Genomic DNA, 14,142 nt, shown 5'->3' with positions numbered 1-14,142 from the left:
ATGGCGCTTTCGTTTATCACCGTTGTAAACGAAGCGCCATTCAACATTTAAATCACCCGCGAGAACTGCTGCATTCGCGCTTTCTGGCGCAAATAAGTATCAAAGCACATGCAAATGTTGCGGATCAGCAAACGACCTTTCGCTGTCACCTGAATTCCCTTCTCATCGACATCCACCAGCCCGTCTTTTGCTAATGGGGCGAGCAGCTTGAGGTCTTCCGCAAAATAATCAGCGAAGTTTAAATCCCACTGCTGTTCAACGGGGGCGTAATCCAGACGGAAGTTGCAGATCAGCGACTTAATTACATCACGGCGAATACAGTCATCGCGCGTTAACGCAATACCGCGCCACAGCGCATTGCCTTGCTCATCTACCTGCTGATAGTAACGCTTCAGCTCTTTCTGGTTCTGCGCATAGCAATCGCCAATCATACTGATGGCAGAGACGCCCATTCCCAACAGATCGGTATCGCCCTGGGTGGTGTAACCCTGGAAGTTGCGATGCAGCACGCCTTCACGCTGGGCCTCCGCCAGCTCATCATCCGGGCGGGCAAAGTGATCCATACCAATGAACTGATAGCCCGATTGCGTCAGGAAGGCGATGGTTTCCTGCAGGATATCCAGTTTTTGCTGCGGACTCGGCAGGTCAGCATCTTTGATTTTACGTTGAGCAGCAAAAATGGTCGGCAGATGCGCGTAGTTAAAGACGCTCAGACGATCAGGGTTCAGTTCCGCCACGCGTTTCAGGGTAAAAGCGAAACTCTCCGGCGTCTGTTTCGGCAGGCCGTAAATGAGGTCAATGTTGGTGGAGGTAAAGCCGATCTCACGCGCATGGTTAAGCAGGGCAAAGATGAACTCTTCATCCTGCTCACGGTTGACCAGACGTTGCACTTCTTTGTTGAAGTCCTGCACACCCATGCTCAGGCGGTTAAAGCCTTCGGCACGTAAATGATCGAGGACATCCAGTTCAATTTCACGCGGATCAACTTCGATCGAGATTTCCGCATCAGTATTAAACTGGAAGTTTTCCCGCAACAGATTCATCAGACGGCTAATTTGCGCTTTGTTCAGGTACGTCGGCGTACCGCCACCCCAGTGCAACTGGCTGACTTTACGTCCGGCAAACAGTGGCGCACGATGAACGATTTCTTGCTCCAGCGCGTCCAGGTATTGGTCGGCTTTATGCTGCTGGCGAGTCACAATTTTATTGCAGCCACAGAAATAGCAAAGCTTGTGGCAGAACGGGATATGCACGTAGAGAGATAAGGGACGCTCAGGGTAGCGCGCCACGGCTTGTAAAAACGCCTGTTCACCGAAGTCTTCTGAAAACTCCAGCGCGGTCGGGTACGAGGTGTATCGTGGCCCGGAATAGTTATATTTCTGGATCAGGGCCAGGTCCCAGTCGATTTGCTGTACAGACATGCTCACTCCTTCCGATGGCGTCTCTGGCGGCTACGGCGTACCGGCTGATGTCCGTTTCGGGTCATCAACCGGTTGCGCAGCCACTTTTGTCGCCGCGACAACCGCTGTAGTTTAACGAATAACCACACCAGATAACATATAACCGGAAGGGTTATCAGCAGAACGGGAAGGCCCACAGTGGCAACCCGTTAGTTGCCTCGCAACAGACGCATCATGTCTTCTTGCTTCTCGTCTTCTTCCTCTTCTTCATCGTCGTCATAAGAGAGACCGAGTTTCTGCATCAGCTCATCAATTCGATCCAGTTTAGCATCAACCCAGGATTGCTCTTCGGCACTCAGGGTTTCGCCCGCTTCCAGACGTTCCAGCAGCGCATCCAGACGCTCATCCGTTTCCAGTAACTCCAACTCCGCCTGCGGTGAAAGCATAGGTTTCTCACTCTTCGGTTTGTGCTGTTTGGTGACTTTTTCAGTCACACCCAATGGAATAGGGGTTTTACTGCCAATGCGTGGATCTTTCGGTGCGTTCTGGCCTTTACTGCCCGATGTAGCGCTACCGCCCGCTGCACGACTGCCTGGCGCATGACCACGACGTTTTTTCTGACGCTTGCGGTCACGAGCTTCCTGATCCAGCTCTTCGCGTGTTTTTCGACGCGCTTTTGCGTGACCTTTGCTGCGTGAGTTTGAAGATGATGGTTTCATAATAGTTCGTCTTTTAGCCGTTTTATTCAGTATAGATTTGCGGCGGAATCTAACAGAAAGCAAGCAAAGAAAAAAGGCGACAGATTACTCTGTCGCCTTTTTTCCTGACTCATAACCCTTAACGGGTCTTACAATCCTTGCAGGCCGCCAACACACCCTGTTTTTCCATTAGCCAGAACATTCCGTGTTGATTCCATTTCCGTTTAATTACGTCTCCGGACGTTTGTCTTCCTGACAATCCTCTGTCTTCGCCTCCTGGCGCTCCTGACCCTCATCCTGAGTCATCTTCCTGTTAGCGTCCTCGCTCTATGGGTGCTACTTTACGCTTCTGCACCAAACAAACAATAAACTATCATCAGTATTTACTCATTTTCAGATTATTGTATAAAACTAATCACCTGATTTCTTTGACCTATTTGACATGCATCGCAGAATTTTCTCTACGATTTCGCATAAAAATGATCGGCAATGTCTCACAAAGCATATGGTTTTTACTTACACCACTCCCCCGAAAAATCCGTCTTTTATTGTGGTTCAGGTATAATCGCCGCAACGCTTTGACTGATGGAGACGACCGCTTTGACTAATTTGAATTACCAACAGACGCATTTTGTGATGAGTGCGCCTGATATTCGCCACTTACCTTCCGATACCGGAATCGAAGTGGCTTTTGCAGGCCGTTCCAACGCAGGGAAATCCAGCGCGCTGAACACGCTGACTAACCAGAAAAGCCTGGCGCGTACCTCGAAAACGCCAGGACGCACCCAGCTTATCAACCTGTTTGAAGTGGCTGACGGCAAACGTCTGGTCGATTTGCCGGGCTATGGCTACGCAGAAGTTCCGGAAGAGATGAAGCGTAAATGGCAGCGCGCATTAGGGGAATACCTGGAAAAACGTCAGAGCCTGCAAGGCCTGGTGGTACTGATGGATATTCGCCATCCGCTGAAAGATCTGGATCAGCAGATGATTGAGTGGGCGGTAGACAGCAATATCGCCGTGTTGGTGCTACTGACCAAAGCGGACAAACTGGCAAGCGGTGCACGTAAAGCGCAATTGAATATGGTGCGTGAAGCGGTGCTGGCGTTTAACGGTGATGTGCAGGTAGAGACATTCTCTTCTCTGAAGAAGCAAGGTGTGGATAAGCTGCGTCAGAAGCTGGATACCTGGTTTAGCGAGATGCAGCCTGTCGAAGAGGCGCAGAGCGGCGAATAATTTTCTTGCCCTTGTGCTGGTGCCGGATGCGGTATAAACGCCTTATCCGGCCTTTAAAGTGAAGAAAATTCAATAAGTTGTTATTCACAATAAACCTGATACGCGTAGCGAATCAGACAATACAGATATTTTCTTTCGTACAATAAAAAACGCCCCAGTCATTACTGACTGGGGCGGCTAAAAAATTCAGCCAAATCCGATTACGTGAAGTAAAAGGTCTGAAAGATAGAACATCTTACCTCTGTACCCTACGCGAGTAACTTTACTCTTTTTTGTTCAGTTCAGAAAGCACTTTTTGTAATTTTTTTTCAGTTGTTGCATAGGAATTTCTAATAGTCATCACAAAATGTGGCGAGTTATGTTGCTTACTTACGAAAAAAAGGCTTGCTCAGGCGAATCTTAGTGCGCCTGATCCCAGTTTTCGCCACTTCCCACTTCCACCAGCAACGGCACATCCAGACGGGTACAGTTTTCCATCAACTGATGGATTTTCTTCGCTACCACATCGAGATCATCTTTATGAACTTCAAACACCAGTTCATCGTGTACCTGCATAATCATACGCACACGCGGTTGCTCGGCCTGGAGCCATGCATCAACGGCAATCATCGCCCGCTTGATGATATCGGCCGCGGTGCCCTGCATTGGCGCGTTAATTGCTGCACGTTCTGCCGCGGCACGGCGCGCACCATTGCTGGACTTAATATCCGGCAAATAGAGGCGGCGTCCGTCCAGCGTTTCAACGTAACCCTGTTCTTTCGCCTGGGCGCGGGTGCGTTCCATATACTCCAACACGCCTGGATAGCGTTCAAAGTAGAGATCCATGTACTTCTGCGCTTCTTTACGCGGAATGTTCAACTGGCGCGCCAGACCGAAAGCACTCATGCCATAAATCAGGCCAAAGTTGATCGCTTTCGCGCTACGGCGTTGTTCGCTGGTGACGGTTTCCAGTGGCAAACCAAACACTTCTGCAGCCGTTGCCCGGTGGATATCTTTTCCTTCTGCGAAGGCGGTCAGCAAGCCTTTATCACGTGAGAGATGCGCCATAATGCGCAGTTCAATCTGCGAGTAGTCCGCAGAAACAATCACGTAATCCTCTGGCGCAATAAACGCCTGACGGATACGGCGACCTTCCTCGTTACGCACCGGAATGTTTTGCAAGTTAGGATCGGTTGACGACAAGCGCCCTGTCGCAGTCACCGCCTGGTGATAAGAAGTATGCACGCGCCCGGTTTTCGGGTTGATCATCAGCGGCAGCTTGTCGGTGTAAGTCGATTTCAACTTCGCCAGACCGCGGTACTCCAGAATCACTTTCGGCAATGGATAGTCCAGTGCCAGCTCTTCCAGCACCTCTTCCGACGTTGACGGCGCACCACCCGGTGTTTTCTTCAGCGGTTTAATCCCCTGTTTTTCAAACAGAATGGTTTGTAACTGCTTGGTGGAAGAAAGATTAAATTCTTCACCAGCAATTTCATGCGCTTTCTTTTCCAGCTCCGCGAGACGCAGAGTGAGTTCTTCTGAATGATTGTGCAGAACTTTCGGATCGATCTTCACACCGTTACGTTCAATGCGCGAAAGCACCGGCACCAGAGGCATTTCGATGTTTTCAAAGACGTTCAACGGTCCTTTTTGTTTTTGCAGATCCGGCCACATTTTCAGATGCAACTGCAAGGTGACATCCGCATCTTCGGCGGCATAGCGTCCGGCCTCTTCCAGGGCAATCTGGTTAAAAGTCAGTTGATTTTTACCTTTACCGGCAATCTCTTCAAAAGTAATGGTTTTGTGCTTCAGCCAACGGTCCGCGAGGCTGTCCATGTCGTGACGCCCGGCAACACTGTTGAGAATGTAGGACTCCAGCATGGTATCAAAGGCAATTCCACGCAGCTCAATACCGTAGTTCGCCAGAATGCCACGATCGTATTTCAGATTTTGCCCAACCTTCAGCGCCTTCTCATCTTCCAGCAGTGGTTTCAGCAGTTCGAGGGCGCGCTCGCGAGAGATCTGGTCGGGAGCATCGAGATAATCATGAGCAACCGGTACATACGCCGCCACACCTGGCTCGATGGCGAAAGATAGCCCCACCAGGTTGGCAGAGACGTTATCGAGGCTGTCGGTTTCGGTGTCAAAAGCAAATACCGGCGCTTTTTCCAGCTTCGTAATCCATTCTTTCAGCGTATTTTCATCAAGGATGGTGACGTAATTGTCGTAAGAAATCACCGTCGCAGTCACTTCCGGCATTTCGTCGACAACAATGGTTTCCTGCGACTTTGTGGCCGGTTTCGCCCCTTTGGCCTGTAACCACTTGCCTGCTTCAACATCGGCAACCCAGCGTTTGAATTCATACTTTTTAAACAGCCCTAACAACTCTTCAGCCGCCGGTTGCTGCACTTCCAGTTGTTCACAGGTCAGCTCCAGCTCAACATCAGTTTTAATCGTCGCTAACTGGTAAGAAAGATATGCTACCTCTTTATTTTGCTCGAGCTTCGCCGCCATTGTTTTCGCACCGCGGAAGCTTAGGCCAGCAATTTTTTCCGGCTCAGCATACAGCGTATCCAGCCCACCAAGACCTTGCAGCAGTGCCTGCGCGGTTTTTTCACCCACGCCCGGTACGCCAGGGATGTTATCTGAAGAGTCGCCCATCAGCGCGAGGAAGTCGATAATCAGTTCCGGCGGTACACCGTACTTATTCACGACCTCTTCCGGGCCAAGGATCGTATTCGTCATGGTATTGATGAGAGTGATATTTGGCGTTACCAGTTGCGCCATATCTTTATCACCGGTGCTGATCAGTACCGGGCGACCGGCTTTTTCTGCTTCGCGTGCCAGGGTGCCGATAACATCGTCTGCTTCTACGCCAGAAACGGCCAGCAGCGGCAAGCCCATCGCTTTAACCATCGCATGCAGAGGCTCGATTTGCACTCGTAGATCATCCGGCATTGGCGGGCGATGTGATTTGTAATGTTCAAACAGTTCATCACGAAAGGTTTTTCCCTTGGCGTCAAAGACCACCGCTGCATGCGTCGGTTTATATTGCAAGATCAGACTGCGCAGCATGTTGAGGACACCATACATCGCACCGGTCGGCTCGCCTGCGCTGTTGGTCAGCGGCGGAAACGCGTGATATGCGCGATAAAGATAAGATGAACCATCTACAAGGATAAGTGGGTTTTGGGGGATCTGAACCATAATGTCCGTGCCTGTTTATCAGATTATGGGTAAAGGATGCCACAGACGGGATAAAAACATGAGTTTTTCACCGCTTTTCGTGAAAATCTTTTGTAGATCTTCTGGATCGCTCGCTAATCCCCATGTGGATAACTTTGTGCATAAATTATTTACATCGCTTTTAATTTATTCTCATGCTTTTTACAGCATAATATTTATCGTTTACTTTCATGAAGTTAAAAATATCCCCTCAACGAACAATTGAGAAAAAGGGATTTTTTATAATGTGGATAGATATGATTTATTTTTCTATTTAAGGATCATCCGTTATTTGGATCGTTTTCTGCTAAAATCTGCGCCTTGCGCTTCTTTCGCGCACTGTCTATGGCTAACTTTTTGAATAAATTAATTATGACGAGAATACTCGCTACGATAACCCTTTTGCTGAGTATCGTATTGACCATTTTGGTCACCATTTTTTGTTCTGTCCCGATCATCATTGCCGGGATCGTAAAACTGTTGTTACCTGTACCAGTAATTTGGCGAAAGGTTTCACGCTTTTGTGATTTTATGATGTATTGCTGGTGTGAAGGATTGGCGTGTTTGCTGCACCTTAACCCACACCTGCAATGGGAAGTTCACGGGCTGGAGGGGTTAAGTAAAAAGAACTGGTATCTACTTATTTGTAATCATCGTAGCTGGGCAGATATTGTCGTACTGTGCGTGCTGTTTCGTAAGCACATTCCGATGAATAAATATTTCCTCAAACAGCAACTTGCCTGGGTGCCTTTTCTTGGCCTGGCGTGTTGGGCACTGGATATGCCGTTTATGAAGCGTTATTCCCGCGCTTATTTATTACGTCATCCGGAGCGGCGTGGTAAAGATGTTGAAACCACTCGGCGCTCATGCGAGAAGTTTCGTCGGCATCCCACCACTATTGTGAATTTTGTTGAAGGCTCCCGTTTCACGCAAGAGAAACATCAAAAAACCCATTCGGCATTTCAAAATCTTCTGCCGCCAAAAGCTGCCGGTATTGCGATGGCACTGAATGTGCTGGGTAAACAATTCGATAAATTACTCAACGTTACGCTGTGTTATCCGGACAATAATCGCCAACCATTCTTCGATATGTTAAGTGGCAAACTGACACGAATTGTCGTGCATGTGGATTTACAGCCCATTGCTGAAGAGTTGCATGGCGACTATATCAATGACAAAGGTTTTAAACGCCATTTTCAGCAGTGGCTGAACTCACTGTGGCAGGAAAAAGACCGGCTTCTGACATCTCTGATGTCATCACAGCATCAGAATAAGTAAGTTTTACTCGCCTCTGAATTAGCAGAGGCGAGGCATCATTTTAATGAATAAAACGCCCTGCACGAGACATAAATTCTTCTTCACTCATCTCCTGCCCATTGAAAACAACTTTACCTGGCATATAACGCAGTTGCAGTGAGGCGATATTGTTATCAATGGTGATTAACTGAAACATCTTACCTAACGCCATCATTCCGCTAATTTGTTTATCAGCCCGCCTCTGGGCTTTTTCAGCATCCATTCCTTCAGATAAATTAATTTGCTTTGATATTTCAGTGACGACATTAAGCGGTAAAGTCACGTCAAAATTGAGTGATTTAATATCTTTATTTGTGGCCGATGATGATTTAGCAGGATCAGCAATACTGATATCCAGATTAGCGTTAAGTTCTCCGACTGTATTTTTCCAACTAATCGGTAATTTAATAACCGGTTCACTTTTTTGTAATAGCGGTAAAGACTCTTTGAACAACGCAGCATTCACTTCTTCTTGCGCATTTTGATCGTTAGCTAACTCAGGGTGTGCTGCATACTGCTTCTTCATCGCAATATTGTACTGAATGATAAATTGACGAACTGCCGTTGGGTCGATAGATTCAGCAATCAGCGACCATTGACCACTACCTAGCGCCTGATTTCCTTTGGTTAATTTCTCAATACCATAAGTCAGATTAGCATTGATAAAGTCTTTATCTTTAACACGCTCAAGCGTTGTCCTGGCTATGAATGCATCAATTTTGGCAACCTCTTCACCACGATTGATAATGCTGACCTGATTAAATTTTGACTCATTTTCACCAATCGGAAATTTATTTCCTTCCAGTCTTGTCAGGGAGTTCACAGTAAAGGTTTTTGCTATTACTTTATTCATCGGCGATAAGTTCAGAGTGATATCTTCGACTTTTCCTTCAATATTCAGGTTAGACAATGAACTATTATCGCCGCTAAAAGTAAACTGGCCTTCACCAAAGGATACCTGACCATACTCTGCAGGAGCAACGTCTAATATCGTAGAGAATGAGCCACCAAATGCGAATCGCAATGATGCTTCGACGGGCGATTTATCTTTCGCAGCGATAAATAGCGACTGTGTCAGTTCATTATTCACTAATTTCACTTTTGCAGCCGCCAGAGCAGGGATGACATTACCATGCATTAACATCGTGATGGGAAACGGGCCGTGCTCAACATCCACATCAAATGCAACTTTCTGGCCTGGTTTGATATTGAGATCTGGAGCTCCGTTATCAAATGTAATTAGCATTTGAAAATGGGAATTAAAAAAACCTTTTCCAAAGTTTTCATAGCTTGCCGTCATCTCGTAGGCATGTTCACCTTTCTTTTTCCCATCGTTAAAATCTTTAATAAATTTTTCGACACCCGGCTGAATTTGCGTGCCAGTGTACCATGTACCACCACTCCAGATAACGGCTAACGCAATAATTACACCCGTAGCTGACTTACGTATCATATAGATATTCCCTGATAAAACAGCAAAAGTTTGAATATCCACTTATGATGAAATAATGTCCAGCAACTGGACGCATTATCAGAAAGTATTTATATTTATTTAAAAATAAAAAAGCCCGCGAGTATTCACGGGCCTTATGTAATTCACAATGAATTATTTTTTCTCAGACAGATATTTCACTGTGTCAGCATATTGCTGAACGAAAACATCCATATTGCTGGTATCCATACCCTGCGGGTTCAACTGATATTTACCGTTAACAAACATCGCCGGAACGCCACGCAATTGCACATCTGCGGCCGCTTTTTCTTGCTGTGCGACCAGAGATTTAACGACAAAACTGTTCCACGCCGCGTCGTACTCTTCACCTTTAATACCTGCGTTGATAAATACATCGCGGATATCAGATGCAGAGCGAATGGTCTGAGTTTTCTGTACGCCTTCAAACAGCGGAACAGTAACTTTGTCTTCTACACCCAGCGCCATCGCCACTGCCCAGGCCTGAGTCAGATCTTTGCCCAGGTCTCCACCCATGAAGTTGACGTGGTATTTGGTCATCTTCACGCCTTCCGGCAGTTTTTTCTTCACGTTATCAGAAATATGCAGAACTTCTTCAAACTGATAGCAGTGCGGGCAGAAGAAAGAGAAAAACTCCAGCACTTGCGGCGCGCCAGCAACCGGTTTTTCCAGGGTGGTGTACTGTTTACCATCTTCATACTGCGCCGCCGATGCGCTAAACGCTAAAACCAAACCAGCCAGCGCCAGCCAAATCTTTTTCATTGTCTACTCTCTCCGATTAATACATAGGTGTTAATTGTAAAGGGGGTTCTTGTAGAACTTTTACCTGTTCTATAAAAGTCGCCGTCTGTCGCAGCCAGTAATCTTCCCCGGTTAACCACGGGAAATTTTTCGGGAACGCGGGATCAGCCCAACGCCGCATCAGCCAGGCAAGATAATAAACCAAACGCATGGCGCGTAAAGGTTCAATCAGTCCGATTTCAGCGGTGTCGAACTCGCTAAATTCTTCATAAGCTTCAATAATAGTTTCCAATTGCATCCGCTGCTCGGCTTTATCGCCATTGAGTAACATCCACAGATCCTGTACCGCTGGGCCATTGCGCGCATCATCCAGATCGACAAACATCGGACCATCGCGCCAAAGAATATTTCCAGCGTGGCAGTCTCCATGTAGCCGCAGAACGGTGAAATCTTCCCGCCAATGCGCTGTAACAGCGGCAATCAGTTGATCTGTCGCTTTCAGGAATGCGGTCTTCAACCCGGAAGGTATTAGTGTGGCGTCCTCAAACAGCTTACGTGGCTCAGTAAGATATTCATTCAGGCCAATAGTCGGACGATGGATAAAAAGCTGTTTATGCCCCGTCTGGTGCATCCGCCCCAGATAGCGCCCCACCGCTTCCATCTGATCAATATTGTCGGCTTCGAATTGACGACCACCGACGCTTGGAAAAACAGCGTAATAAAATCCCTGATGATTCAATAAAGTTTGACCGTTATAGGCTAACGGCGCGGCGACTGGAACTTCGTCGTTTACCAGTTGTAACGCAAATTGATGTTCTTCGAGGATTTGGTCGGCTGTCCAACGTTCAGGACGATAAAATTTAACGACGAAGCGTCGACGCTCTTCGTCCTGAAATTGATAGACTCGGTTTTCATAGCTGTTAAGTGGGGTAAGACCGGAATCCACCCGGATCCCTTGCTCAAACAGAGCGTCCATGATGGTGTCCGGGTGTAGTGTCTGGAAAGTAAAAGCGCTGTTGTTCATCCCATCATCCGGAAAACATTACGAATGATGAAGGATATCATTTCACAATGATTTTGTTGGTGCCGCTTACAAGCTTTTACTCTTTAATTACGCCACGTGCGCGTAACAGCGCCGTTTTGAAATCTTCTTCATAATCTTTCTGCAAACCCGGGATCACCGCATCTTTTGCGGAATCGCGCATTTTCAGGTGGTAGATTAGAATGTCATCCGTCAAATCCGCCAGTTCGCCGTCAAAACCTGACTCTTTCGCCAATTTCTGCAAAAATTGCAGCAGGTTAAGGTCTGGCTCTTTTTGCCAGGCTGGCTGGAGGAGTTCAATAACTTCATTCAGACGTTTACATTTCATAGTGATGCTCCTTACTCTTGAGACAGACACGTTAGCAGGGTCAATCCCACAATAAAAGAGGCGATATCGGTGAATCTGATGACGACGATAACAGGCGTGGTGCTGGCAGGCGGTAAAGCCCGACGCATGGGCGGCGTAGATAAAGGATTACTTGAATTAAACGGCAAACCGCTGTGGCGGCATGTCGCTGACGCGCTAATGACGCAGTTATCTCACGTTGTGGTTAATGCCAATCGCCATCAGGAAATCTACCGATTAAGCGGTCTGAAAGTAATTGAGGATTCACTAGCAGATTACCCAGGCCCTCTGGCGGGAATGCTTTCAGTAATGCAGCAAGAAGCTGATGAGTGGTTTCTGTTTTGTCCGTGTGATACGCCTTATATCCCCCAGGATTTAGCCTCCCGACTTTATCATCAGCGAAAAGATGCATCTGTAGTGTGGGTCCATGACGGCGAGCGGGATCATCCAACTATTGCCCTGGTAAATCGCACTATTGAGCCATTATTGCAGGAATATCTGCATTCCGGAGAGCGCCGGGTGATGGCCTTTATGAATCTTGCTGGCGGTCATGCTGTTGATTTCAGCGATCGTAAAGAGGCATTTGTTAACGTGAATACGCCAGAGGAGCTTGCCCGATGGCAGGAAAGACAATAATCCCTTTACTCGCCTTTGCCGCATGGAGTGGCACCGGCAAAACCACACTGTTAAAAAAACTTATTCCGGCATTGTGCGCACGAGGGATCCGTCCGGGTCTTATTAAGCATACGCATCATGATATGGATGTTGATAAGCCGGGCAAAGATAGCTATGAGCTACGCAAGGCCGGAGCGGCACAAACCATCGTTGCCAGCCAGCAGCGTTGGGCTTTGATGACAGAAACCCCAAACGCAGAAGAACTAGATTTGCATTTTCTCGCAAGCCGGATGGATGACTCAAAGCTGGATTTGATTCTGGTTGAAGGGTTCAAACATGAAGAGATCGCGAAGATTGTGCTGTTTCGCGATGGGGCCGGACATCGACCGGAAGAGTTGGTGATAGACAGGCATGTCATTGCTGTGGCCAGCGATATACCGCTTAATGTTGATGTCGCGTTACTGGACATTAATGATATTGAGGGGCTGGCTGATTTTGTTGTTGGGTGGATGAGTCAGCAGGCTGAATAAGCAGGAGTAGGTCGGATAAGACGTGGCAAACGTGAGCCTGTACATAGATTTGTGTAATTGCCTGATTTTGATATGTTCAATCCAGCATCAAATGAAGGTTAATTTATGGACGAAAAACAGTTACAGGCTCTGGCTAACGAACTGGCCAAAAACCTCAAAACCCCTGAAGACCTCAGTCAGTTTGATCGGCTGCTGAAAAAGCTCAGCGTTGAAGCCGCTCTCAATGCAGAGATGAAACACCATCCTGGGTATGAGAAAAATCAGTCCAGACCAAGAGCTAACTTCCGCAACGGTTATTCCACAAAGACCGTTATCACAGGCGACGAGCCACTGGAACTGCGTACTCCGCGCGATCGTGACGGTACCTTCGAACCACAACTGGTAAAGAAAAATCAGACCCGTATTACCGGGATGGATAACCAGATCCTCTCGTTGTATGCCAAAGGGATGACCACCCGTGAGATAGCTGCTGCGTTCAAAGAACTGTATGACGCAGATGTTTCACCGGCACTGATATCAAAGGTTACCGATGCCGTGATGGAGCAGGTTGTAGAATGGCAAAACCGACCACTGGATGCTGTTTACCCCATTGTTTATCTTGACTGTATCGTCCTGAAAGTTCGGCAGGACAGTCGCGTCATCAACAAATCGGTGTTCCTGGCACTGGGCATCAATATCGAAGGTCAGAAAGAACTGCCAGGTATGTGGCTGGCCGAAAATGAAGGGGCGAAGTTCTGGCTCAATGTGCTGACTGGACTGAAAAACCGCGGTCTGAACGATATCCTCATCGCCTGTGTGGATGGCCTGAAAGGCTTCCCGGATGCCATCAACACAGTATATCCGAAGGCCCGCATCCAGTTATGCATCGTGCATATGGTGCGCAACAGCCTGCGCTTCGTGTCATGGAAGGACTACAAAGCCGTCACTCGCGACCTGAAAGCGATTTATCAGGCTCCCACGGAAGAGGCAGGCCAGCAGGCACTGGAAGCGTTCGCTGCGGCCTGGGACTGTCGCTATCCTCAGATAAGCCGAAGCTGGCAGGCTAACTGGCCGAATCTTGCCACGTTCTTCGCTTATCCAACGGACATCCGCAAAGTGATCTATACGACGAATGCCATCGAGTCGCTAAACAGCGTGATCCGCCATGCGATCAAAAAGCGTAAAGTGTTCCCGACAGACGACTCGGTGAAAAAAGTGGTGTGGCTGGCAATCCAGTCTGCGTCCCAGAAATGGACGATGCCGTTGAAGGACTGGCGAATGGCAATGAGCCGCTTTATTATCGAGTTCGGTGACCGCCTGGACGGTCACTTCTGAGAAAAGGCATTTACACAGAATCCTAAACAGGCTCGCAAACGTTGCATCCGGCATTTTTTCCGCACCAGCGCAAAAAGGCCATCCTTACGGATGGCCTTTCGCTTTATTTGATGCCTGGCAGTTCCCTACTCTCGCATGGGGAGACCCCACACTACCATCGGCGCTACGGCGTTTCACTTCTGAGTTCGGCATGGGGTCAGGTGGGACCACCGCGCTATCTCCGCCAGGCAAATTCTGTTTATTAACCCGCTT

Annotated in this window: 13 protein-coding genes, 1 rRNA gene and 1 pseudogene; 5 read left to right on the top strand and 10 right to left on the bottom strand. The window is 47.9% G+C overall.

What is annotated here, in order from left to right; translation table 11 throughout:
• Positions 1-47: 47 nt before the first annotated feature.
• From hemN to A9587_RS14450, 3 genes and pseudogenes are all read right to left on the bottom strand, one after another.
• Entirely contained in the window at positions 48-1,421 is a 1,374-nt protein-coding gene (hemN, locus tag A9587_RS14460) for an oxygen-independent coproporphyrinogen III oxidase (protein ID WP_001517352.1), read from the bottom strand.
• A 188-nt stretch (positions 1,422-1,609) separates the two neighbouring features.
• Positions 1,610-2,119 (bottom strand): Der GTPase-activating protein YihI, encoded by a 510-nt coding sequence (gene yihI / locus A9587_RS14455; RefSeq protein WP_001517353.1) that lies wholly within the window; start codon positions 2,117-2,119, stop codon positions 1,610-1,612.
• 118 nt (positions 2,120-2,237) lie between these two features.
• Positions 2,238-2,465, bottom strand: a pseudogene (locus A9587_RS14450) (hypothetical protein).
• A gap of 233 nt (positions 2,466-2,698) precedes the next feature.
• Here A9587_RS14450 and yihA point away from each other — a divergent pair.
• The gene (gene yihA / locus A9587_RS14440) at positions 2,699-3,331 is read left to right on the top strand and encodes a ribosome biogenesis GTP-binding protein YihA/YsxC (RefSeq protein ID WP_001517354.1); all 633 of its coding nucleotides are present in this window, start codon (positions 2,699-2,701) and stop codon (positions 3,329-3,331) included.
• Between the two features lie 186 nt (positions 3,332-3,517).
• Here the strand turns inward: yihA and A9587_RS25680 are convergent, their stop codons facing one another.
• Positions 3,518-3,565, bottom strand: coding sequence for a spot 42 RNA, inhibition of DNA synthesis (locus A9587_RS25680; protein ID WP_071892919.1), 48 nt, complete (start codon positions 3,563-3,565; stop codon positions 3,518-3,520).
• 165 nt (positions 3,566-3,730) lie between these two features.
• Positions 3,731-6,517, bottom strand: coding sequence for a DNA polymerase I (gene polA, locus A9587_RS14435; RefSeq protein ID WP_016249355.1), 2,787 nt, complete (start codon positions 6,515-6,517; stop codon positions 3,731-3,733).
• 363 nt (positions 6,518-6,880) lie between these two features.
• Here polA and A9587_RS14425 point away from each other — a divergent pair, with 363 nt between their 5' ends.
• Positions 6,881-7,813 carry an acyltransferase gene (locus A9587_RS14425; RefSeq protein ID WP_016249356.1) on the top strand — a complete coding sequence of 311 codons (933 nt, stop codon included), beginning with the start codon at positions 6,881-6,883 and terminating at the stop codon, positions 7,811-7,813.
• A 40-nt stretch (positions 7,814-7,853) separates the two neighbouring features.
• Here A9587_RS14425 and A9587_RS14420 read toward each other — a convergent pair whose 3' ends face one another.
• The 4 genes from A9587_RS14420 to A9587_RS14405 form a co-directional block, all read right to left on the bottom strand.
• Positions 7,854-9,284 (bottom strand): DUF945 family protein, encoded by a 1,431-nt coding sequence (locus tag A9587_RS14420; protein ID WP_105224733.1) that lies wholly within the window; start codon positions 9,282-9,284, stop codon positions 7,854-7,856.
• A 153-nt stretch (positions 9,285-9,437) separates the two neighbouring features.
• Entirely contained in the window at positions 9,438-10,064 is a 627-nt protein-coding gene (gene dsbA, locus A9587_RS14415) for a thiol:disulfide interchange protein DsbA (protein ID WP_000725337.1), read from the bottom strand.
• A gap of 16 nt (positions 10,065-10,080) precedes the next feature.
• Complete coding sequence (gene srkA / locus A9587_RS14410; protein ID WP_001065532.1) at positions 10,081-11,067, bottom strand: stress response kinase SrkA; 987 nt, start codon at positions 11,065-11,067, stop codon at positions 10,081-10,083.
• A 76-nt stretch (positions 11,068-11,143) separates the two neighbouring features.
• The gene (locus A9587_RS14405; protein WP_001295263.1) at positions 11,144-11,413 is read right to left on the bottom strand and encodes a YihD family protein; all 270 of its coding nucleotides are present in this window, start codon (positions 11,411-11,413) and stop codon (positions 11,144-11,146) included.
• Positions 11,414-11,482: 69 nt separating this feature from the next.
• On the opposite strand from A9587_RS14405, the gene mobA reads away from it, so the two are divergent.
• The 3 genes from mobA to A9587_RS14390 all read left to right on the top strand — a co-directional run bounded on the left by mobA (position 11,483) and on the right by A9587_RS14390 (position 13,890).
• Positions 11,483-12,067: a molybdenum cofactor guanylyltransferase MobA gene (mobA, locus tag A9587_RS14400; RefSeq protein WP_016262679.1), complete on the top strand. Its 585-nt coding sequence runs from the start codon at positions 11,483-11,485 to the stop codon at positions 12,065-12,067.
• On the top strand, positions 12,049-12,576 hold the full coding sequence (mobB, locus tag A9587_RS14395) for a molybdopterin-guanine dinucleotide biosynthesis protein MobB (protein ID WP_016249360.1): 528 nt from the start codon (positions 12,049-12,051) through the stop codon (positions 12,574-12,576). Before mobA ends, mobB begins: the two co-directional genes overlap by 19 nt.
• Positions 12,577-12,681: 105 nt before the next feature.
• Positions 12,682-13,890, top strand: a complete 1,209-nt coding sequence (locus A9587_RS14390) for an IS256 family transposase (protein WP_105281923.1) — start codon at positions 12,682-12,684, stop codon at positions 13,888-13,890.
• A 112-nt stretch (positions 13,891-14,002) separates the two neighbouring features.
• On the opposite strand, the gene rrf is transcribed toward A9587_RS14390, so the two are convergent.
• Positions 14,003-14,118: ribosomal RNA gene (gene rrf / locus A9587_RS14385) — 5S ribosomal RNA — on the bottom strand.
• Positions 14,119-14,142 lie beyond the last annotated feature (24 nt).

The sequence above is a fragment of the Escherichia sp. MOD1-EC6162 genome, from assembly GCF_002965125.1.
Lineage (GTDB): Bacteria > Pseudomonadota > Gammaproteobacteria > Enterobacterales > Enterobacteriaceae > Escherichia > Escherichia marmotae.
This window is presented reverse-complemented; position numbering and strand designations above follow the sequence as displayed.